24 protein-coding genes are annotated in these 21,459 nt (G+C 45.9%); 18 read left to right on the top strand and 6 right to left on the bottom strand.

Translation table 11 applies throughout. From position 1 onward, the window contains the following. Window positions 1-174: 174 nt before the first annotated feature. Window positions 175-639: a tRNA (uridine(34)/cytosine(34)/5-carboxymethylaminomethyluridine(34)-2'-O)-methyltransferase TrmL gene (gene trmL / locus AC3A8L_RS09620; RefSeq protein ID WP_487962034.1), complete on the bottom strand. Its 465-nt coding sequence runs from the start codon at window positions 637-639 to the stop codon at window positions 175-177. A gap of 164 nt (window positions 640-803) precedes the next feature. Here trmL and AC3A8L_RS09615 point away from each other — a divergent pair, with 164 nt between their 5' ends. From AC3A8L_RS09615 to AC3A8L_RS09585, 7 genes are all read left to right on the top strand, one after another. After that, window positions 804-1,745, top strand: a complete 942-nt coding sequence (locus tag AC3A8L_RS09615; RefSeq protein WP_487962033.1) for an MSHA biogenesis protein MshI — start codon at window positions 804-806, stop codon at window positions 1,743-1,745. Next, window positions 1,732-2,358 carry a hypothetical protein gene (locus tag AC3A8L_RS09610; RefSeq protein ID WP_487962032.1) on the top strand — a complete coding sequence of 209 codons (627 nt, stop codon included), beginning with the start codon at window positions 1,732-1,734 and terminating at the stop codon, window positions 2,356-2,358. Before AC3A8L_RS09615 ends, AC3A8L_RS09610 begins: the two co-directional genes overlap by 14 nt. Further along, the gene (locus tag AC3A8L_RS09605) at window positions 2,355-3,089 is read left to right on the top strand and encodes a hypothetical protein (RefSeq protein ID WP_487962031.1); all 735 of its coding nucleotides are present in this window, start codon (window positions 2,355-2,357) and stop codon (window positions 3,087-3,089) included. Before AC3A8L_RS09610 ends, AC3A8L_RS09605 begins: the two co-directional genes overlap by 4 nt. Beyond that, a complete protein-coding gene (locus AC3A8L_RS09600; RefSeq protein WP_487962030.1) occupies window positions 3,079-3,411 on the top strand; it encodes a general secretion pathway protein GspB in 333 nt (110 codons plus the stop codon). Before AC3A8L_RS09605 ends, AC3A8L_RS09600 begins: the two co-directional genes overlap by 11 nt. A gap of 49 nt (window positions 3,412-3,460) precedes the next feature. After that, a complete protein-coding gene (gene mshL, locus AC3A8L_RS09595) occupies window positions 3,461-5,065 on the top strand; it encodes a pilus (MSHA type) biogenesis protein MshL (protein ID WP_487962029.1) in 1,605 nt (534 codons plus the stop codon). A 61-nt stretch (window positions 5,066-5,126) separates the two neighbouring features. Then, window positions 5,127-6,887: a GspE/PulE family protein gene (locus AC3A8L_RS09590; protein ID WP_487962028.1), complete on the top strand. Its 1,761-nt coding sequence runs from the start codon at window positions 5,127-5,129 to the stop codon at window positions 6,885-6,887. Window positions 6,888-6,892: 5 nt separating this feature from the next. Further along, complete coding sequence (locus tag AC3A8L_RS09585) at window positions 6,893-8,119, top strand: type II secretion system F family protein (RefSeq protein ID WP_487962027.1); 1,227 nt, start codon at window positions 6,893-6,895, stop codon at window positions 8,117-8,119. Between the two features lie 294 nt (window positions 8,120-8,413). Here the strand turns inward: AC3A8L_RS09585 and AC3A8L_RS09580 are convergent, their stop codons facing one another. The 3 genes from AC3A8L_RS09580 to AC3A8L_RS09570 all read right to left on the bottom strand — a co-directional run bounded on the left by AC3A8L_RS09580 (window position 8,414) and on the right by AC3A8L_RS09570 (window position 10,704). Then, complete coding sequence (locus tag AC3A8L_RS09580; protein WP_487962026.1) at window positions 8,414-9,415, bottom strand: WD40 repeat domain-containing protein; 1,002 nt, start codon at window positions 9,413-9,415, stop codon at window positions 8,414-8,416. Window positions 9,416-9,502: 87 nt separating this feature from the next. Continuing rightward, on the bottom strand, window positions 9,503-9,967 hold the full coding sequence (gene rsd / locus AC3A8L_RS09575) for a sigma D regulator (protein ID WP_487962025.1): 465 nt from the start codon (window positions 9,965-9,967) through the stop codon (window positions 9,503-9,505). A gap of 227 nt (window positions 9,968-10,194) precedes the next feature. After that, the gene (locus AC3A8L_RS09570; RefSeq protein WP_487962024.1) at window positions 10,195-10,704 is read right to left on the bottom strand and encodes a disulfide bond formation protein B; all 510 of its coding nucleotides are present in this window, start codon (window positions 10,702-10,704) and stop codon (window positions 10,195-10,197) included. A gap of 180 nt (window positions 10,705-10,884) precedes the next feature. On the opposite strand from AC3A8L_RS09570, the gene AC3A8L_RS09565 reads away from it, so the two are divergent. After that, on the top strand, window positions 10,885-11,334 hold the full coding sequence (locus AC3A8L_RS09565) for a flagellar basal body-associated FliL family protein (protein WP_487962023.1): 450 nt from the start codon (window positions 10,885-10,887) through the stop codon (window positions 11,332-11,334). A 39-nt stretch (window positions 11,335-11,373) separates the two neighbouring features. Here AC3A8L_RS09565 and AC3A8L_RS09560 read toward each other — a convergent pair whose 3' ends face one another. Together AC3A8L_RS09560 and AC3A8L_RS09555 are read right to left on the bottom strand one after the other, a co-directional pair. Next, window positions 11,374-11,676: an EscU/YscU/HrcU family type III secretion system export apparatus switch protein gene (locus AC3A8L_RS09560; RefSeq protein WP_487962022.1), complete on the bottom strand. Its 303-nt coding sequence runs from the start codon at window positions 11,674-11,676 to the stop codon at window positions 11,374-11,376. 9 nt (window positions 11,677-11,685) lie between these two features. Continuing rightward, the gene (locus tag AC3A8L_RS09555; protein WP_487962021.1) at window positions 11,686-13,233 is read right to left on the bottom strand and encodes a hypothetical protein; all 1,548 of its coding nucleotides are present in this window, start codon (window positions 13,231-13,233) and stop codon (window positions 11,686-11,688) included. Window positions 13,234-13,453: 220 nt separating this feature from the next. Between AC3A8L_RS09555 and ccmA the strand changes: the two genes are divergently transcribed. The 10 genes from ccmA to AC3A8L_RS09505 all read left to right on the top strand — a co-directional run bounded on the left by ccmA (window position 13,454) and on the right by AC3A8L_RS09505 (window position 21,307). Then, window positions 13,454-14,086 carry a cytochrome c biogenesis heme-transporting ATPase CcmA gene (gene ccmA / locus AC3A8L_RS09550; protein ID WP_487962020.1) on the top strand — a complete coding sequence of 211 codons (633 nt, stop codon included), beginning with the start codon at window positions 13,454-13,456 and terminating at the stop codon, window positions 14,084-14,086. Further along, window positions 14,079-14,780, top strand: coding sequence for a heme exporter protein CcmB (gene ccmB / locus AC3A8L_RS09545; protein WP_487962019.1), 702 nt, complete (start codon window positions 14,079-14,081; stop codon window positions 14,778-14,780). Before ccmA ends, ccmB begins: the two co-directional genes overlap by 8 nt. Before the next feature lie 139 nt (window positions 14,781-14,919). Beyond that, window positions 14,920-15,663, top strand: a complete 744-nt coding sequence (locus AC3A8L_RS09540; RefSeq protein WP_487962018.1) for a heme ABC transporter permease — start codon at window positions 14,920-14,922, stop codon at window positions 15,661-15,663. Further along, entirely contained in the window at window positions 15,663-15,872 is a 210-nt protein-coding gene (gene ccmD, locus AC3A8L_RS09535; RefSeq protein WP_487962017.1) for a heme exporter protein CcmD, read from the top strand. Before AC3A8L_RS09540 ends, ccmD begins: the two co-directional genes overlap by 1 nt. After that, window positions 15,859-16,323 carry a cytochrome c maturation protein CcmE gene (locus tag AC3A8L_RS09530; RefSeq protein WP_487962016.1) on the top strand — a complete coding sequence of 155 codons (465 nt, stop codon included), beginning with the start codon at window positions 15,859-15,861 and terminating at the stop codon, window positions 16,321-16,323. The genes ccmD and AC3A8L_RS09530 overlap by 14 nt, the downstream gene beginning before the upstream one ends. Next, window positions 16,313-18,277: a heme lyase CcmF/NrfE family subunit gene (locus AC3A8L_RS09525; protein WP_487962015.1), complete on the top strand. Its 1,965-nt coding sequence runs from the start codon at window positions 16,313-16,315 to the stop codon at window positions 18,275-18,277. The genes AC3A8L_RS09530 and AC3A8L_RS09525 overlap by 11 nt, the downstream gene beginning before the upstream one ends. Window positions 18,278-18,288: 11 nt before the next feature. Beyond that, complete coding sequence (locus tag AC3A8L_RS09520; protein ID WP_487962014.1) at window positions 18,289-18,816, top strand: DsbE family thiol:disulfide interchange protein; 528 nt, start codon at window positions 18,289-18,291, stop codon at window positions 18,814-18,816. Window positions 18,817-18,820: 4 nt separating this feature from the next. Further along, entirely contained in the window at window positions 18,821-19,315 is a 495-nt protein-coding gene (locus tag AC3A8L_RS09515) for a hypothetical protein (protein WP_487962013.1), read from the top strand. Further along, window positions 19,316-20,323 (top strand): agmatine deiminase family protein, encoded by a 1,008-nt coding sequence (locus tag AC3A8L_RS09510; RefSeq protein ID WP_487962012.1) that lies wholly within the window; start codon window positions 19,316-19,318, stop codon window positions 20,321-20,323. It abuts the gene before it with no gap. Window positions 20,324-20,389: 66 nt separating this feature from the next. Beyond that, window positions 20,390-21,307: a carbon-nitrogen hydrolase gene (locus AC3A8L_RS09505; RefSeq protein ID WP_487962011.1), complete on the top strand. Its 918-nt coding sequence runs from the start codon at window positions 20,390-20,392 to the stop codon at window positions 21,305-21,307. Window positions 21,308-21,459 lie beyond the last annotated feature (152 nt).

Raw genomic sequence — 21,459 nt, 5'->3', positions numbered from 1 at the left:
AGTTTAAATAGTTTGTTTGACAGGGTGGGTCCATATAAGCAGTTATCGAGGAGCATTATGTCGTGGAGCAGTTACCGAGGCATGTAACGCTTTGGGCAACGCAGTTGAGGGCGCTGGAGGCAAGTATTATTGGACAAGCTATTTTTCCTCGTCCCTTATGTCTTCGTTCCTTAATTAAACGGCGCCTTCGAAGCCAAGTTGGCGCCAAGCTTCATAAGCAATCACTGCTGTGGCATTAGATAGGTTCATGCTTCGGCTATCCGCGCGCATTGGTATACGTAGTACACCATTCACGGATGAGGACTCACGCACTTCAGGTGGAAGGCCTCGTGTTTCGGGCCCCATAAGTAAAAAATCACCCATTTCAAATTTTTGCTCACTAAACCAGTGAGTGCCTTTAGTGCTAACCGCAAAAATGCGCTTATTTCCGTGGCTTTCAATAAAGCTTTCCCAGTTAGTATAGCGCTTAACATTTGCCCACTCTGCGTAATCCAGACCGGCACGGCGCAAACGTTTGTCATCAAGCTCAAACCCCAAGGGTTCGATTAAATGTAATTGGAAGCCCATGTTGGCACATAGGCGAATAATGTTGCCGGTATTGGGGGGGATTTCGGGTTCGAACAAAACAATATTTAACATAGGTCTCTGCTGCTAAGTGAAAACGAGCGTCTATACTCAAACTAGCTTGGTGTAACTTCGACTATCGAAATTTAATGATACTCGAAGCATATAACCAATCAATGTTGGATTAGGTGCGTGTCGAAGGATTGCGCATAGTGTGGAGCTAAGTTGGATCTGTCAACGTGATTAAGTGGCCTCGGAAGAAAACAGCGAACGAATATGTCGGCTTGGAGTTGCGCGATGATGGCGTGGCGATTGTCCATCGGCAAGCGGCAGACTATGGCAGTTTGCTCAAGCATGTTGATTTCCTGCCCGCCGAAATCACGACTTCACGTGAGAAAATACTAGGGGATTATGTTAAGTCGCAAGGGCTGCAGCACTTGCCGTGTAATGTGGTCTTGTCGCAAGGGCAGTATCAGTTATTGCTAGTTGATGCGCCAGATGTCCCAGATGATGAAATGCGCAGCGCCTTGCGTTGGAAAATTAAAGATCTCGTCAGTATGTCCCTTGATGATGCAGCCATCGAATTCTTTAGGCTTCCTGAGGATGGTGCGCATTCACGTAAAAAAATGGTTTACGTCGTTATTGCTGAGATGGAACGTTTGCGTTCGATTGTGGGGCTAATAAAAGATGTCGATTTGGCTTTAGAGTCTATTGATATTAATGAGCTGGTAATGCGTAATTTGGCTTCCAGCTTAATAGATCCTCAGTTTGATGGTCGGGGTGTCGCTATTGCGCGCCTTCGGCAAGGGCGGGGGAGTGTGAGCCTCTTCAAAAAAGGCAGTCTGTATTTATCTCGTCAATTTGATTTGGAGTATCAGGCTGGGCTCCTTGAGGACCTACCGGAGGATATTCTCGCGTTAGAACTGCAGCGATCGCTTGACTATTACGAGCGACAAATGGGGCAGGCGGCGCCTGGCGTTGTCTATATTTGTGGTGACGGGGTAACCGAAGATAAAGTTACCGACAGTTTGCGCGCCAGCCTGGCATCGTCTATTCAGTATATGGATGTGAGTGCGGTATTTAGTATGGCTGATGACGTTGATGGCTTAGTGCTGCAGCAATGTTTAGGCGCGATTGGTGGTTCGCTAAGAGCCGAGCAGGAAACACATGCAGCAAATTAATTTATATGTCAGCGCGCTGCAGCCTAAAAAAGACTGGTTTAGTTCCAAGTATTTGGCATCGGTCTTGGTGGGTGTGGTGGTGGTGCTCATGCTGATCCATTTTGTAAAAGCACGAGAGGCTGGACGGCTAGAGGTGCTGCTGGAAGAGAAACGCTTAGTGTTAAGTGCTTTAGAGATAGAACTCGATAAATCTAAAACGCAGCAGCGCCCAAGCTCTCGGAAAGAAATTGAGTTAAATATCGAAAATTTGCACCGAAAAATATCATCGCGTGAGCGCTTAACGGGATTAATTAAAGGTCAAACACTGGATGAAAATTTTAGCTTTCACAGCGCTATGACCGCTATGGCAGCAAAGGCATCCTCGAGAGTGTCTTTGGAACATTTTACATTTTCCCGGGGCGGTAAATTGATTGAGATGTCAGGTGAAGGGATTCGCTCTTATGATGTCCCAGAGTATTTAAGCTCACTTCGAAAAGAAGAGGTGTTTTCTGTATCTCAGTTTGGCCTCATTAAAATCGGCAACGTGAATGCTTCAGGTAATGTCGAGTTTTCGATGGGCTACGATGGTACCCGGTCGTTTAGCCGCTTGTTTGAAACCAAGGAGAAGAAGTGAAGTTACTTCAACGTTGGTTAGATCTCTGTGACCGTTTTGATACTTTGGTTGTGCGTGAACGAATGCTGCTGTTTGGATCTTTTCTGGCGGGTATTTATTTGTTATTTGATACGGCTCTTATCATGCCTGCCGGTAAAGAAATTGTTCGACTGCAGGGCGAGATTGAAGTGATAGGAAAAAAGGTAGATCAGCTTGGTACGGAAAAAAAGGTATTTGATCGTGTTGCGGCGAGAGATCCAGACGCCAATTTGAAAAGAGAGCGACTAAAGCTACAAGGTAAATTACTGCAGTTAGAAAATAATTTGGATGAACTATCTTTACGCTTGGTCCCTAGCGATAAATTGCCAGAAATATTACGAACTGTGTCTAAGCAAGCTGAAAAGGTCAAGTTAAAATCGTTAGAAACTTTACCGCCTGAGGAGATTGATTTGGGGGGTAAAAAGATACAGTTAAAATCTATGGCGGCTGTCACCAGTAACTACGTTAGCGGTGATGGGGAAAGTAACGAGGTGGTGATTTTACCGCCAGAATCTGTTTATCGACATTCAATACGGGTTCAGTTAGAAGGCAGTTATTTTGAGGTTGTGAATTTTTTGCAAGCACTCGAATCTTTGAGTTGGCGCTTCTATTGGGAAGGTTTGGATTATCGTGTGGCTAAATTTCCGATGGCATTGGTCGATATAGAGTTATATACCCTTTCAACAGAGGAGGGGATGCTGGGTGGGCGTTAAGAGCGGAATTCTCGCGGAGTATCGAAAGATTTTTTTGTTCGCAATGCTGATGAGTGGGAGTTTGTGGGCGGAAGCTAAAGAACTACGAGACCCGACGACCCCGCTTCATCAGGCGCCAAGATCCGAATCACATGTGGATTTGGTACTGTCTGCGATTGCAGATGTGGGCGAGCGACGATTTGCTATTGTTAATGATCGTAGAGTCTACGAGGGTGACGCTGTTGGCGGAGCGGTTATTGAAAAAATTAACGAGGGTAATGTGGTTTATTCCCATAAAGGAAAAAAATACACATTAAAAATGCGACTTTCACTTATAGAGTAATAAGACGTTCACGTCATAGGGTATCGACGTGTTAGGAGAAGGCTGTCGAATGAATACACGAAATATAATGATGAGTAGTTTAGCGATTATTGCTATCGCGCTAACATTATCGGGGTGTGCTCGAATTAATGGTGAATTGATTGCTGAACGTGAAATGGAACAGGTTGTTGGGCATCAACAGGCGCCCAAAGCAGCCCTCATTGGCCAAGTCGGCGCCTCATTGGGTATGTCAAAAATCACAGTTGAAAAACCTAAAAAGTTTAATATATCGGTGACTAATTTACCGGCTAAAACGTTTTTCTTAAGCTTGGTTTCTGATGCTGGAGTGAATGTAGTTACTGATCCTGAAATTAATGGTTCAATCAGTTTAGAGTTAAAAAATGTAACTGTTGACGAGGTTCTGAAAATAACTCGTGATGTATATGGCTATGAGTTTTCCTTTGATGGTGGCGTGTATATTATTTACCCCCGTAAGTTGCGCACTGAGATATTCGATGTTGATTATTTGAATATCTCAAGGGATGGTTCTACCGAAACGTCTGTTGCTATTAGTGCAATCTCTGCGAGTGGTGGAAGTGGAGGCGAAGCGGGTGGTGAAAGTGCTAATGCCGGCGCTGGCCAGAATACATCAGGAACGAAAATTGTCACCACAAACGCTACCGATTATTGGACAAACCTAGAGACAACGCTCAATGCAATTGTGGGATCCTCTGATGGTCGGGCTGTAATACTTAATCCTCATGCCAGCATTATTGTCGTGAAAGCTCTGCCGAAAGAACTGAGCCGAGTTAGACGCTTTTTGGAGCGCGCTCAAGTTAATGTTACACGGCAAATAATATTAGAGACAAAAATAATTGAAGTTACGCTTAATGATGATTATGAAGCCGGCATTAATTGGGAACAATTGGGTAACCAAGCCAGTTATGCCAATAATGTATCTGCTTTTGATTCAACGCCAACAATTCAGGGTGTTGTTGAAAATGGGGAAATATTTTCATCGGTTGTGGTGATAAATGATATTTTTCGATTGCTGGCCTTTCTGGAAACTCAAGGTTCTGTGCAGGTCTTATCTAGTCCGCGTGTAAGTACAGTGAATAACCAAAAAGCGATGATTCGTGTTGGCACGGATGAGTTTTTTGTGACTGGGGTGAAAAGTAATACTACGGCGAGTGCTGCAACAACTACCACCTCGCCTGAGATAGAACTGACGTCTTTTTTCAGTGGAATATCGCTAGATGTTACACCGCAAATCAGTCGTGATGGCGCCGTAATTCTTCATGTTCACCCGCTGGTAAGTACGGTTCAGGATCAGCAAAAGATTTTTACGATTGGCAGTGATGAGTATGACCTGCCGTTAGCTTTACGAGAAATTAGAGAAAGCGACAGTATTGTGCGTGCGCATAGCGGTGAAGTGGTTGTGCTTGGTGGATTGATGCAGGAAACCACTATTCAAGTTGACGGTAAGCGTCCTTTATTGGGTGATATACCGATTTTGAATATGTTCTTTCGTACGAAGAGTGACCGCAAAACGAAAAAGGAGCTAGTGATATTAATGCGCCCTGTGGTTGTTGATGAAAATTCTTGGAAAAACGACATTGAGGGTAGCTATCAGCGCTTTGAAAAAATAGGTCATGATTTTCGTTTGCAGGAATAGCCATTTGTGATTTTTTGGGTTGTAAGTATATTGAGATTCTTGGTGTAGGAGCGGTGGTTTTATGATCAGTCAAAAGCGCATTAGAATTGGTGATTTACTGGTCGCACAACAAATCATTACTTCAGCTCAGCTTGGCAATGCGCTGCTTGAGCAAAAAAAGACGGGCCATAAATTGGGTCGTCAGCTGATTGAAATGGGATACGTTGAAGAGAATACGCTTTTAACATTACTCTCCAAGCAGTTGAATTACCCTTTTATTGAACTGAAGCAATTCCGTTTTGAAAAAGAGCTTGTTCAGTTATTACCCGAAACAATTTCTCGACGTTATCGTGTTGTTGTTCTTAAACGTGACCATGATGGGCTGCTGCTGGGGATGTCGGATCCGACCGATATCTTTGGCTTGGATGAGGTTCAAAAGGTTTTAAAGGGCAATATTAAACCTGCCGTTGTTCGTGAGTCTGAGCTCATGGATATTATTGATGGTGCTTATAGTCGCGCGAGTGAAATTGCCTCCTTGGCGGAGCAGCTGGATGAGGAGTTGGGGGGCGATGCGCTTAATTTATCCGAGTTGCTGTCGTCAGTTGAAGACACCGATGCTCCTGTTGTTAAGTTGTTGCAAAAAATATTCGAGGAAGCCATAAAAACGAGAGCATCTGATATCCACATTGAACCCGATGAAGCTGTTCTACGTATTCGACAACGTATCGATGGCGTTTTGATTGAGACTGTTATGAACGAGAAGCGAATTGCCGGTGCGCTGGTCGTTCGTTTGAAGCTTATGTCGAGTTTAGATATTTCTGAAAAACGATTACCGCAGGATGGGCGTTTCCAGCTTACGGTCAACAAGCGTAAAATTGATGTGCGTTTGTCGACAATGCCAGTCCAGTTCGGCGAATCTGTTGTTATGCGAGTGCTTGACCAATCACAGGGAGTGCGAAAACTCGATGATGCAGGAATGCCTCCGGAATACGTTAAGCGCTTTCGGCATATTATTACTCGGCCCCATGGTTTGGTGCTTGTTACCGGGCCTACAGGCAGCGGTAAAACAACAACTCTCTACGGAGCGCTTTCCGAGCTTAATACGCCCGAGAAAAAAATTATCACCGTGGAAGACCCTGTTGAATTTCGATTGCCACGAATTAGTCAGGTTCAAGTTCACGAAAAGATAGGTTTAGATTTTGCGCGCGTATTGCGCGCGACTTTGCGGCAGGATCCAGACATTCTTTTGGTCGGTGAGATTCGCGATGCAAGCTCGGCTGAAATTGCTTTGCGAGCTGCCATGACTGGGCACATGGTGCTATCAACTTTGCACACTAATGATGCAGTTGCATCGGCGTTACGCCTTGTGGATATGGGGGTAGATGCTTATTTGGTCGCATCTAGCTTGAAAGCCATTGTTGCTCAGCGTCTAGTTCGAAAAATCTGCGAAAGCTGTAAAGAACCGGCTCCAATTTCTGTTGATGAACACTTGTTATTAAAAACGTTAAAGGCGCAAAAACATACGGAATTCTACCGTGGTTCGGGTTGCCCGCATTGCTTTAATACTGGGTATCACGGGCGTATAGGTGTCTTTGAGTTGTTGGAGCTTAACCATGCTATGGCTAACGCGTTGCGCGATAACAATGTTCGCGAATTTAATGAGGTGGCTCACAAGCATCCGCATTATCGCCCTCTAAGTTTGGGCGCGCTTGAATATGCTATTACAGGGCAAACAACATTAGAGGAGGTCCTTAAGGTTACCGCTCAGGTTGAGGATGAGTCAATAGAGCCTACGGAGCTTATAGTGCCGGAAAATGAGCTTATATCAGATGCGGCGGATTAATCGATATGCCAGCCTTTAAATTTTTTGGCCGTACTGCGCAAGGACAGGGGATTTCCGGGAGCCTAGAGGCTGCAACTGCCGATGCGGTAGCGCTGCAATTACAGGCGAGGGGCGTTACGCCTGTTAATATCACGGAGGTGACCATTGTTGCTTCTGCAGGGCGTCAAATAAGTGCTTTGTTTGGTGAAAGTAAAGTTAAAACCGTTGAACTTGTCATGTTTTGCCGTCAAATGTTTACCATTACAAAGTCAGGAATACCTCTAGTACGAGGCTTGCGGGGCTTAGCGTCCAGTATTCGGCATGAAGTTTTTCGGGATGTCCTTAATGATGTGGGTGATCGCCTGGAAAGTGGTATGTCGCTTTCGGCGAGTTTAGCTAAGCACGGAAAAATATTTAATCATTTGTTTGTCAGTATGATTAATGTTGGTGAAAGTAGTGGTAATTTAGAGGCTGTATTTAATCAGCTTGCCTTTTATTTGGCACGAGATGAAGAAACGCGAAAAAGCATTAAAGCGGCCGTGCGTTACCCTAGTTTTGTGGTAGCTGCGTTGGTAATTGCAATCACTGTGGTCAACGTATTCGTGATACCAAAATTTGCTTTTATGTTTGAAAAATACGACGCTGACCTACCTTTTGTGACTCAAATATTAATGGCTATGTCGCATGTTTTCATCAATTACTGGTGGGCACTATTGCTGGGTATTATCGCCATTTTTGGTGGGGGTTACGCTTTTTTAAATCATCCCAAGGGCGCTTTGATTTGGGGGGAGAAAAAATTAAAACTTCCTCTTGTGGGTGAAACAATCTCGCGAGCAATGATGGCCCGTTATTCTAGGAGTTTTGCTTTGATGCTAAAGGCTGGGGTGCCGGTTAATCAGGCGCTAACGCTTTGCTCTAGAGCTATCGATAATCCCTTTTTGGAGAAAAAAATCGATAGTATTCGTCGCGGAGTGGAGCGTGGCGATAGTTTAATTCGTACTCATGTGGCGACTAATTTATTTTCGCCATTAGTCTTGCAGATGATTGCTGTTGGTGAAGAGAGTGGTCAGGTTGAGCAGCTGTTAGAAGAAGTCGCCGATTTTTATGAGCGCGAAGTAGATTATGACCTGAAAACATTAAGTGCGAAAATTGAGCCCATTTTGATTGTTGTGATGGCTGTTTTTGTAACAATATTAGCCTTGGGTATCTTTCTGCCCATGTGGGATATGCATTCTGTTCAGCAAAGTGGCTAATTTTCGGACTCTTGTTACTGGTGTCTTTTTTCTATCGCTTAAGTCTGATAATTCTTAAGTGGCTATTCGCGTTTTCTTTGGCGCCAGCGCTGGTTGTTATTTCAGTAGCGGGAATGGTGGGTTGATCTGATATTTAGGGACGAGGAAACAATATTTCATCCACTAATACTTGATCTCGGCCTCCTTACCTTCGTTGCTCAAAGCGTTACATGCCCCGGCATGCGCCCCTTTAAGCGCCTCGATAAGAAAGCCGATCTCTTCGTCTAATTGGACAAACTATTATTGCCTCGCCCCCTAAATGTTACCCAAACTATAAAGCTTGCCGTCTGACATGATGACTTTCCAGTCATTATTGAATTTACCGATGGATACTGGGCGTGTGTTTTCTTTTGCCAGTATAGTTTTTTTACCCACTCTCCATTGTTTCAGTGTGTCCGCTTCCCCTAGATTTCTATACTCGATTGTGTTGTCACTAAATAGGATTAAAAGGTTCTTTGTGTCGATGAATGCCATATCTATTGCTAGTCTTCCCGCTTTTAACGCCATTGATTGACTGCTTAATTCATAACTTGTTGAATAGGGGGGAAGTGGGTCCCAGCCTTTCATTGTGTCGTAGCGGCTAGCGCTAAAAACCAGTTTGTTGTTGGGCGCAAAGCGAACGAGTGTTACGGCGTCGGAGTGCTCCTGGGTGAATAGGGGTAATTCCATTCCAATTTTCCAAAGGTGTGCTTTATTCATCTCTTCTCCAGTGAGTACTAGGCCTTTATTACTAATAGCAACGGCAAGCACGGGGCTGGAGTGAGGCAGGCTCTGGATAATGCCGCCACGTTGTAAATTGATAATCGTTGCGGTTCGGTTGTCGAGGCCAAGGATTGCGCGTGATCCATCATCAGTAATCGCGATAGTATTTATGCTGGCGGGTGCGCTTAAATAGTGGGCGGCCTTACCTGTTGATGTGTTCCAAATTGTGAGGGTGCTGCCGGAGGAGGTAATGGCGGTGGGTGCTTTTTTAGCGATTGCAACAGCGCTTACGGCTTGCTGGCTATCGTTGGGTAGTCGCCATAAATAATTGGCTTGCTGGGTGTCATTGATGTGAGCGACGGCGCCATTTTCTAATGTGCCCAAAACGATGCCGTTAGGCGTAATTACTGCAGTGGTGATACTTTTATCGCTAATTTTTTCGTTACTGCTCAGTTGAATTGACTGATCGCACGCACTGAGAAAAATACTTAGGGTTAATAGTGTTGTTATTAGCGGGGGGCGTGATGGATTGGTATCAAAAAAAAAGCGCTTCATGGTTTGGCTGACTCACTAACTGGTGTTCTTTTAGTGTAGTTCAGTCAATCAGAGGCGCTGCATTGTCGCTGTGCTATGGCTCGCGATTTACGCGACTTGATCTTTATGTGAAACGTGAAGGACTTCAATCATGCAGTCTTCGGCCTCAAAGCGAGTGGCTAACCATTCGCCGACTTTTGATAGGTCGGTATTTAGTGTTTCAATATCATCCGTTTCTTGATATTTATCGTTAAAATCCAAAATATCTTCTGTGGTGCCATCTATCGTTTTGTAAAACCCACTTGCAGCACGAAGGCCTTCAGTGTCATCGAACTCTTTCGCTTCTTGCATGAGTTGTTCGTAAACTTCGAAGTGTCCTGCCGAAACATAGTCAACCATTATCTGGCATAGTTTTCTTAGTCTTGTGCCGCAGTCTGAATCTTCAGGGTCCATAAGTGCACTGCTGAGTGCGCAGTAGTCAACGAGTAGCTCTTGGCGTTCGTGTAACCAGCGATCAATGATTTCACTGACGCCTCCCCAGCGTTCTTGCGCAGTTTTGCAGTCTTCTAACATAATTTCACTTTCCTGAACTGGGTTTGTTGTTTTTGCTCTAATATGGTGAGCTTGTATCGATTCTGGTCGAGTTGACTGTCATTGGTTTCAATGTGCTTACAAAGAGATAAGAGCAATTCATTTAGCCAATGTCTGTGATTCAAGATAGGTGATTGTTTGATAGAGAGCAAGAGGCTTTTAAGTATAAAAACCTCTTGCTCTCTATCAAACAGTTATGTAGGGGTGGCTTACTTTTGTTGTGGTAGGCGAATAAATTGCCATAAATTAATAATGACTAATCCGCCAAAGGCGACCAGTGTCCAGCCCGGAATTGAAATACCCAAAAAAGTCCAAGCAACTTCTGCACAGTTGCCGTCACCGCGTAAAAGCAATGAAAGTGCGTCCAGTAGTGGGAAGTTTTCAAACATGTAGGTAATGTCTGGGCCACAGGCGGGTACTTGATCGGCAGGGAGCCCTTGAAGGTATATTTGGCGCGATGAAAAACTGCCGCCTGCAACGGCAAATGTAACCCCAAGGCCTGAGTAAATTTTTTGGCCGTAGTTTGTTGGGGCATGGATAAATCCAATGAATGCCATTAGGCCCACGGCAATAATAAATATACGTTGCGTGATGCATAGTGCACAGGGAATAAGCTCCATGACATGCTGCATATATAAACCAACAAGAATTAAGCCAAGGCAACCAACGGCAATAATAGCGAAGGTTTGGCGCGGGGAAGGTAAGAGCGTATTGAGCATGCAGTGTCTCCGAAGGTGCAATCTGCTGTTAGGTGGTAAATATCTGTTGAGTAAAGACGGAGTACGGTAAGTAAAGTTCCTGATAAACACAAGCCTTAGACTACACTTGATATAGGTGCGTCACGGTAAAAAGTTGATGATTGTTATAAATCCGTCTGTTGGATATGTTTGGGCTGCTTTATGAAAAGTACGGTTAATCAAGTTCTCTCAATTCTTAAATATGCCTCGTTCCGCTTGGGGTTCTTGCTATTGATGGTGACAGCAGTAGGGGCTGTTGGGCAAGAGGATGGCGAGGTCGCCGCTACACCGCAACCCATTTATCTGCCGATAAAGCCTGCCTTTGTTGTTAATTATGGTGGTGAGGGTCGCTTGCGGTATATCAAGGCGGAGCTGACGGTAAGGTTGACGACTAGTGCAGCGGCTAGTGGTGTTCGTCACCATTTGCCTTATATTCGTAATAATCTTGTGCGTTTATTTGCCGGTCAGACGGATGAAACCATTGAGTCGCAGGAGGGGAAGGAGGCTTTGCGAACGGAGGCTTTAAAGGAGATTCAGAAAATTGTCATGGACGAAGAGGGGGTTGATGGTGTTGAGGAGGTTTTGTTTACGTCCCTCATTATTCAAAAATAAAGGCTCTAAGGGGCGAGGAAACAATAATTGCCTCGCCCCTTAGGATGGGTATGCTTGAATGTCGTCGCTGTTCTCTGGTCTCAATTGATAGGTGAAAGCGATGATGTGGGCTACGGCAAGATAAAGCTCTTTAGGGATATGATCGCCAACTTCCAATAAAGTTAGTAGGTCGGCTAGTGCCGGGTTGTTGCATATTGGTATGTCGTGCTCAAGAGCCAAAGCCAGAATGGCATCGGCGGTTTCTTGCTCTCCTTTAGCTATAATCTTGGGGGCTTGTTGCCCGTCATAAAATAGAGCTACAGCTTTGGATAGTTCTAGGGCAGTGGGTTCCTGCTGATTCATAAGTGCCGCCTACGTTTTGAGGTCAATTCGTGTTTGTGATACGGCCGTTCGCTTGCTCGGCGCCTCTCCTTTGTGAACTGCTAGGGAGTCTACTTTTAGGCCGGAGGTCATCATTTCATCTTCAAGCTGAGTTGATTTCATTTGTATTTCTTCTTGCAGTAATGGCTCTGAGCACCAGAACTCTATGTTTACGATTTCCTGATGAAGCGTCATTTCAACACTGAGTTCACTTTTGTTTTTTTGTTTTTGGTGGGTTAGTGCTGGGATTTCAAATGTTAGAAATATAGACCATTTTTTCTCTGTATTAGCCTCATGCGTATTCCCCTCGTTTTTATGCTCAGGTTCGCGCTTCTCTTCAATTCTTAGTTGAAGTGTTGTGAATTCATCGCCCAGTTTGATGGGGATTTCTTGTTGGTGTTGAAACGAATCATGCCGTTCCGCTAGGGGGAGCGCGTTAGCGACTTGCTGGCGTGCCAAGCGCGTGATTTGCCCGCCTAACTCGTGATTTAGCCATTGGGCGATAGCGGCTCGGCTTTCCTGGACGGATTCGTGACTGGCGGTGCTATTGGGTAGCCCCTTTAGTAATGCAGTCAAGAGAGATGCTGTGGGATCCAGCTTATTAGAAAGTTGCTGGGTGATGACTGAAGCTTGTTGTAGTTGAGTTATAACTGGGTGGGGGTTGGCAACGCCTAGGTAGACTTTTAATACTGCGCTGAGGTCTTCGGGTGTTTGCGATGGTCTTGTTGCGCCTTGGGTTAATAGCGCTAGGCTCTGTATAAGTTTGTTGGGTAATAGTTGTTTTTGGATAACAGGGGTGGTCTTTGAGACCGCGAGCTGAAGCTGCTGAATATTGTTGAATGTTTGGGCTTGGGTATTGCCGCCTCCGCTTTTTACCGCCAAAATTTTTCTGAGTGTTGATAGCGCATCGGAAGTAGGTGAGGGCTGAGTAAAGTGCGCCCTGTTGTGGTTGCTTGATGGTGTTGCGGTAGTTGGGGAGGGCTGCTTCGTACTGAAAGCGATATTGTTAAGTGTTGATGATGAGGTGAGTGGTAACGGAGTGTTCGCGCTTGTGCGGCTTCTGGCCGGGCCTTCTGGGTTAAGTTTAGGTAGTGTAAGTTCCACTTCTCCATTGGGTGATAATTTAATCGGTATTCTTGTGCCATTGGGCGGAGCCTTACTTTGCTGTTCTGCGCCGGGCGCCGGTAGCGTGACAAGTATTGAACCGGCTTTTGGGATAGTAAGTTTTAGCCAAAATGAAGTGATCGCTTGCTGTGGGTTAGCTTCATTCTTTGGACTGTTTGCGGCAGGTGCTTTAACTGCTTGCGAGGTTTGTGGGGCGCTAGTGGCCAAAAGGGAGGGTTGGCTTGTTAGCAGAGCCAGTAGTTTGCCGGTGAGCGGGCCGCTCGATAAAACAGTGGCGACAACCGTCTTGGTTTCGGTCAAGCCTAAAGCTTTCGCGATAAATTCAGGGCTTGTGATGGGTGAATTCGGTGAGGCAGCTTGAATGCTGGGGGCCGAGGTTGGATTTGCAGCTATAGGTAGGGGCGGTATATTCATAGGGGCTATTCATTTGCGCCGCGGGGCTATGATTGAGAACGAGTGTTGACTAATGAGTTTAGTTGTTAAGTTTAGCCTGTGTATTGCTCGCCATCGCTCTTTTAAGCGACTACACTGTGCGACTTTTAGAATTGGCCTTAGGGGCTAGTGCAGTGTGCTTAGCAAGGATTTGAGAAGTCGTCTGTAATAATAAAAATTTCACTTTGGAGGTTTATTGGTCTTGTTGCAGTTAAGCAAGTTCACCTGTACTCGCGATGACGAGCCTCTTTTCGTGCCTATCGATGCCACTATCCAGTCAGGTCAAATTATCCAAATCGCTGGCCCAAATGGCGCCGGAAAAACAACACTGTTGCGCGCTTTGTGCGGCCTTTTTGATAGCTGTGAAGGGAAAATGCTATGGCGAGGCAAGCCTGTTTCTCAGGCACGTTTCGATTTCTTGAGCCAGCTCCTTTATTTTGGCCACCAACCCGGTATTAAAAAGTCGCTTACTGCGCGTGAAAACCTGCAGTGGTTTGCGGGTATTAAAGGTGAGGTGCAGACTTTAGATGTTGAAAGTATTTTGGCAAAGGTTGGGCTTGCAGGCTATGCCGATATACCTTGTCATCAAATGTCAGCGGGACAGCATCGGCGCGTAGGCCTTGCAAGGTTATATTTTGATGCATCACCGCTTTGGATTCTTGATGAACCCTTTACGGCTATTGATAAGCAGGGGGTTTCACGACTCGAGGCTGTTATTGACGCTCACGCAAAGGGTGGCGGCACTGTGTTGCTAACTACCCATCAGGCGCTCTCGCTTGAGAATTATAAAACAATAGAACTCGAGGTTTATAGTGGGGGCGGCCTAAATGATTAATGCTTCAGCTCCAGTTTCGAGTCTTAGTACTGCAATTGCGGCATGTTTCAAGCGTGAGCTTGTTTTGGCCTTTCGGCATAAGGGCGAGCTAGCAAATCCCTTAATTTTTTTCTTGATGGTTGTCATCTTTTTGCCGTTGGGGATTAGTCACGAAAAGGCGGTGCTGGCAAAATTGGCTCCAGGCATGATCTGGGTGATAGCGCTATTGGCGACATTACTTTCTTTGGATGGCTTATTCCGAAGTGATTATGATGACGGTTCTCTCGAGCAGATGTTACTCAGCCCCCATCCGCTGCCTTGGCTGGTGCTGGCCAAAATTGCTGCGCATTGGCTAGTGACTGGTATTCCATTGATGCTCTTAACTCCGTTGTTGGGGGTGATGCTATTTTTGCCTGCTGACGGCTACTTACCGATGATGCTATCTTTATTTATTGGCACTGCGAGCTTGAGCCTTATTGGCTCTATTGGTGCCGCATTAACTGTGGGTTTGCGCAAAGGAGGGCTTATTTTATCGCTAGTAGTTATGCCTTTATATGTGCCGGTTTTGATCTTTGGTGCTAGCGCAGTGAATGAGGCGGTTGATGGCTTTCCTATAGGTGGTCAGATCGCTATTCTAACGGCGATGTGTTTGGCCGCGCTTATCATGGCGCCATTCGCGGTAGCGGGGGCATTACGCATTAGTGTAAATAGTTAAAATTGGTGGGCTTTAATAATAATGGGGCTTTGTTCTCATAAATTGGGTGTAAAGAGAACTTAATACACGTTCCGTTGGTCTGAACGACAACTGAACATAAGTGTAAACAGCTCTACATAACAAAAAAGGGTCGAATACTGTGGCATGGCAATGGTTTCACCGCTTAGGGTCTCCCAAGTGGTTTTATGAAAAAACAGCCCGATGGGTTCAAGTAATGGGATGGCTGGCTTTATTAATGCTTGGCGTTGGCGTGATTTGGGGCTTGGGTTTTGCCCCGGCTGAAGCAAAACAGGGCAATAGCTACCGCATCATTTATATTCATGTGCCTGTAGCGATAGTATCTATGGCTGGGTATTACGTTATGGCTATCAGTGGTGCCGTAGGCCTAATCTGGCGAATGAAACTATCTTATATGGTTATGAAGGCTGCCGCCCCTGTTGGTGCGGCGATGACTTTTCTTGCGTTAGTTACCGGGGCCATTTGGGGCAAGCCGACATGGGGCACCTATTGGGTTTGGGATGCACGCTTAACGTCTATGTTGGTATTGTTCTTTTTGTATTTGGGTGTGATGGCTTTGCAGGAAGCTTATCAAAACCAAGAGTCTGCCGATAAAACATGCGCTATTCTTTCTTTAGTCGGTATGGTCAATATCCCTATTATTTATAAGTCAGTAGACTGGTGGTATACGCTTCATCAGCCCGCAACACTCAAGCTCACAGAAAAATCCAGTATCGCACCTGAAATGGCGTACCCTCTCATTCTGATGATTTTTGCGGTTTACCTGTTTTATGGCTGGCTGGTATTAAGTAAGACCCGAGTAGAGGTTTTGCATCGTGAAGCGAAAACGCAGTGGGTTAAAGATGTTGCGGTGGGAGGGCGGTGATGACATTTTATTTTGATAGTCTGTCAGATTTTTTATGGATGGAAGGGCATGGCCCTTACGTCTGGGTATCTTACTTTTTAACGCTTATCGTATTTGTTGGTATGGCTCTTGGCCCAAAATTACGTAAGTCAAAGTTCGTTAAGCAGCAGCGCGCGCTAGCGGCGCGAAATGAAACTGCAAAAGAGGTGGTTAATCATGAATCCAGTTAGAAAGCAGCGTTTAATTGTTGTGTTGCTGATTGTCATTGCGTCATCCGTTATTGCTGGCTTGCTTAAGTATGCTGTCGGCTCCATGGGTAATTTGTTCTTTTCTGTGTCGCAAGTTGTTAACGGTGAGGCGCCTTTAGATAAGGCAATTCGTGCTGGTGGCTGTGTGGTCCCTGGGACTATCGAAAAGGCTAAGGACCGCTTGGAAACACAGTTCCTAATTACCGATGGTGTTGAGAATCTACGTGTTTCTTATGACGGTATCTTGCCGGATCTATTCGGTGAAGGTGAGGCTGCTGTTGTTAAGGGTAAGCTTAACGAAAGTGGAATCATTATAGCGTCCGAAGTGCTTGCTAAGCATGATGAATCTTATACCCCGAAAGAGGTTGAGGACTCTGTGCAAAACACATCGGGGAACTCTATGACTTGTGAGGGGTTGGATTATGATTCCTGAGTACGGTAACTTTGCGATAATTATGGCGTTAGTCATGGCGCTATTTTTGGCGGTAGTCCCTCTCGTGGGGAGCTTCACTGGCCGCATCGTTTGGATGAATTCTGCTCGCTCTTTAACCGCGGGTATGTTTGTGTTTACGGCGATTGCTTTCATCATCTTGGCGTACTCTTTTCTTCAGGATGATTTCTCTGTTAAGTATGTTGCGAGTAATTCGAATACTCTTTTGCCTGATCATTTTAAGATTAGCGCTGTATGGGGGGGGCATGAAGGATCTTTGCTGCTTTGGGTCTTGACTCTCTGTACGTGGGCGCTGGCGGTATCGATTTTCTCCAGGGATTTGCCCGCGGATATGCTGGCGCGTGTTCTTTCTGTATTGGGGATGATCGCTGTTGGTTTCTTTCTATTTATGATCGTTACCTCCAATCCGTTCGATAGAAATTTGCCTGGAGTGCCGCAGGAGGGGTCCGATTTAAACCCTTTACTGCAAGATTTTGGTTTGATTATTCATCCTCCAATGCTCTATATGGGCTATGTCGGCATGTCGGTTGCCTTTGCTTTTGCTATTGCCGCTTTATTAGGTGGGCGTTTAGATAGCTCGTGGGCTCGCTGGGCAAGACCTTGGACAAATATGGCTTGGGCCTTTCTGACCGTTGGTATCGCCCTTGGTAGCTGGTGGGCTTATTACGAGCTTGGCTGGGGCGGCTGGTGGTTCTGGGATCCGGTTGAAAATGCATCATTTATGCCTTGGCTTGTGGGTACGGCACTGATTCACTCCTTGGCAGTTACAGAAAAGCGGGGTGTCTTTAAAAGCTGGACAATATTATTAGCTATATTTGCGTTTTCCCTTAGTTTGCTTGGCACTTTTATTGTGCGCTCGGGTGTACTTACTTCTGTGCATGCATTTGCGACAGATCCGACTCGGGGTTTGTTTATCCTAATCTTTTTAGGGTTCGTTGTCGGCGGTTCGCTGTTGCTTTATGCGATTAGGGTTCCCGTTATCCGAAGCGTCCCTGGGTTTTCCTGGATGTCTCGGGAATCATTTCTATTGTTCAATAATGTGCTCTTTGTGACGGCAACAGGAATGGTTCTTTTTGGAACCTTATACCCTGTGTTTGTAGAATTTTTGTGGGATGAGAAAATATCAGTAGGCCCCCCATTCTTCGACTTGTTTTTTGCGCCAATAATGATGGGTGTCGCAATGCTGTTGGGTGTGGGCATTATGATGAATTGGAAAAAAACCAAGATGGAGCCGCTGCTTATCTGGCTGCTGGCACCATTGTGTGGTGCCATATTTCTGGGTTTGATCTCACCTTTGTTGGGTGACGCATACCACTGGGGGGCCGCATTGACGGTAACGTTGGGCGCATGGGTTGTTCTAATGACTATCAGTGATGTACTGCGCAAAACCCGACACAGTAAAAATCGCCTGTCTGCCATATTCAGCTTTAACCTAAGTTACTACGGCATGATAACGGCGCATCTTGGGTTTGTTTGGATGCTATTAGGGGCGTCGCTTAACACTATCTACAGCGATCAACGCGATTTACGTTTGGAGTATCAAGCGCCTGTTGTTGTCGGTGGTCATCAGTTTGAGCTTGTTGAGGTCGCCAATGTTAGCGGTCCAAATTACAACGCCCAGGTTGGTGAAGTTAAAGTCTATCGTGATGGTGAGCTAGAGGCTGTACTGAAACCTGAGAAGCGGCAGTATATTTCTGGTGGTAACACCATGACTGAAGCGGCTATAGACGCTGGCTTCTTCCGGGACTTGTATGTTGCACTTGGAGATGAGCTGGATGTTAGGGCGTGGTCGGTTCGCGTACATTACAAGCCGTTTGTTCGATGGATTTGGCTTGGTGCAATTTTTATGGCTCTCGGTGCGACGTTGGCGATAATGGATAAGCGTTACCGGTTGGCGCGTGAGCCCAAAGCGGCTAAAGTTACTGCGGCAGCTTAATAGGATTGGTTATGAATGTAGATCGTCTGAAGTTATTTATCCCTTTTGTTGTATTCTTCGTATTGTCGATATTACTTTATCAGGGGCTTAAAAAAGACCCTAACGACCTTCCTTCGGCGTTGGTGGGTAAACAGATGCCTTCGTTTGCTTTACCCTCTTTGGGTGACGAAGCGAAAATCCTTACGGACAAGGATTTCGAGGGTAGTCCTTACTTGCTAAATGTTTGGGCAACTTGGTGTCCTAGCTGTAAAGTTGAGCACCCTTATTTGCTGAAGCTTTCGCAAATGGGGGTTCCAATCGTGGGGGTCAACTATAAAGACGATCGCGATGAGGCTTTAGCGCTTTTAAAGTCTATGCACGATCCTTATATTGAGAATATTGCTGATGAGGAGGGGCGGTTGGGGTTGGATCTAGGTGTTTATGGTGCCCCAGAAACCTTTGTTGTTGATGCAGCAGGTGTTATTCGTTATAGGCTGGCAGGGGTGGTTACGGAAGAGGTTTGGACGTCTGAAATAGCGCCTGTTTTCTTTGGTGATTAATTACGTGATGTTATGGCGCATACCTGCTTTGTGTTTTATGGCGGCATTACCGATGGTTGCGGTGTCCGATTATCGCGCGGCCCCAAGCTTTGATATTTTGCAGCGAATGCAGGGGCAGTGGCAGCGCCACTGCTATCCTTCAGTTGAGGGGCGAACCAAAATTTATCGTAGAGACTTCCTTGTTGTGAGTTTTACGCACTTAGATTTTGAGTCGAAGGTGTATTTGGATGATGCTTGCAACGTCCAGCGTACTCGTCATAGCGCTTCTTACCTCTACAGCCTTACGGGGGCTTTTTTCGAAACAAAGGGTGGTCAAAAAGCCTTTGCTCTTAACGCTCAAGCGGAGGCGCCCAAGTCAAGGTTCTTCAAATTCCCTTCTCTTAATATCGCTGCGATTGATCTAGGAAAGCTTTATTTTGGTCGTGATTTCAGTGGTGAGTCTGAGGCTGGACTTAGGCTTTCTCGGCTAGATGTTGTTTCTCCTTTCATAAGGCATTAAATGTCAAATTCACAAATGTTGCCCGAGTGGGCGCCTTGTCGTGCAGTACTTTTGGCGTGGCCATATCCTGGTGGTGATTGGGATGCTAACTATGCTGATGTGACTGCATGTTATTGGGATATGTTGGAGTCTATTTCGCACTCTGCTGAAGTTTGGGTTTTGTTGCATCCATCGTTAAACATGGAGATGTTTAGTGCTGAATTAGCTCTGAGAAATTGCGGTCATCCTGTTCGTGTTAAAAATGACATTGTTTATGATGACACCTGGGTTCGTGATTACGGCCCTATTAGTTGCTCGGATGGCTACGTTGCATTTACCTTTAATGGCTGGGGCGGGAAGTATGCTGCGGATGCCGATGATGCAGTTGCCGCGCAGCTCGAGGAGTGGTTGTTTCAACGTCCTCACTGCATTAAATTTGTTTGCGAGGGTGGCGGCCTAGAGATTGATGGTGATGGTGTTTTGTTGGCAAACGAGGAGTGCGTCATTGATTCTGCTCGTAATACATCTACCTCAAAGGATCGCGTGCAAGAAAAATTGCGTGATTCGATTGGTGTCCGCGAATTTGCGTGGCTGAAGGGTGTGGTGCTGACAGGTGATGACACTGATGGTCATGTCGATACAATCGCGCGTCTTGGACCCAAAAATGTCATTGTTTATAGTGGTCGCAATTCGCTTCATCACGACGCGGTGGTTCTGGATTCATTGCACGAGCAGGTGCATGGTTTGGCTAGCCGGTGGGGTTGGCGGGCGTTTGAACTTCCGACACCTATTCTCACTAGCCGGATCGATGGTCGGGTTCTTCCTGCAACCTATGCTAATTTTCTTATTTGTAATGAAGCGGTTTTTCTGCCGGTTTATGGTTTGCCGGAGGATGAGCTTGCGGTTGCTGTGATCGCGTTGGCTTTGCCGGATCACATGGTGCGGCGAGTTAACTGTTCGGCTCTTGTTGAGCAGCATGGTAGCCTGCATTGCGCAACAATGCAGATTGCTCATTTGTTGTCAAAATAGTATTGCTGTGCCGTTTTTATATTGCGGAATTCATTTATCTTTTATGTGTAGTCGAGAGTGACAAGTATGGCGTCGAATGGCGTAGTAAGGGCAGCTGTATTGCAGCTGGAAGTGCCTTCAAATAACAAAGTCGATAACTTTGAAAAAAGTGCTCGCTATGTGCGCGATGCTGCATCTGCTGGTTGCAGGCTGATCGTATTGCAAGAGTTGCACGCAACGGCATATTTTTGTCAGCAGGAGCGTGTCGAAAATTTCGATTTGGCTGAGTCACTGGATGGTGAAACCTATCGTGCATATGAGTCCTTGGCGGCCGAGCTTGATGTTGTGATGGTTATCTCTCAGTTTGAGCGAAGAGCAGCTGGCCTTTATCATAATACTGCGCAAGTTATTGATGGGAGATTGGGGCGTGTGGGTGTTTTTAGGAAAATGCATATTCCTGATGATCCTGGGTTTTATGAAAAATTCTACTTTACTCCCGGCGATGCCGATGCTGAGTTTGAGGGGTTTAAGCCGGTTCAGACACAAATTGGTAAGTTGGGTGTGCTAGTTTGCTGGGATCAGTGGTATCCCGAGGCGGCGCGCCTGATGGCACTTGCCGGTGCGGATATGCTGATTTACCCAACAGCGATTGGTTGGGATCCTAGGGATGATGCGGCTGAAAAAGAGCGGCAACAAGACGCATGGGTAACTATTCAGCGGTCTCACTCGGTAGCAAATGGCTTGCCCGTATTAGTGGCTAACCGAACGGGTTTCGAGGCTGACCCTGATGGTGGGGCGGGTATTCAGTTTTGGGGCACAAGTTTTGTCTCGGGTCCGCAGGGTGAAGTGCTGATTAAGGCGCCGGCTGATGAGCAGGGCTTTTATGTTGCAGAAATAGATATGGAGCGCACCGAGAGCGTGAGAAGAATGTGGCCGTACTTTCGGGATCGAAGAGTGGATGCGTATGTAGGTTTGACTAAGCGCTGGAGAGAGCGGGAGTTATAAGGTTTTTATAAGTGCGGTTAATAGCAAAAGCTATTGATCGTAATTTTTGTTTAATGATTTGGGGTTTTATGAGGGGTCTTGGAGGTTTTGATTTAAGTGGCGGACTGGACGGGACTCGAACCCGCGACCCCCGGCGTGACAGGCCGGTATTC

The sequence above is a fragment of the Marinagarivorans sp. genome (assembly GCF_982758155.1).
This window is presented reverse-complemented; position numbering and strand designations above follow the sequence as displayed.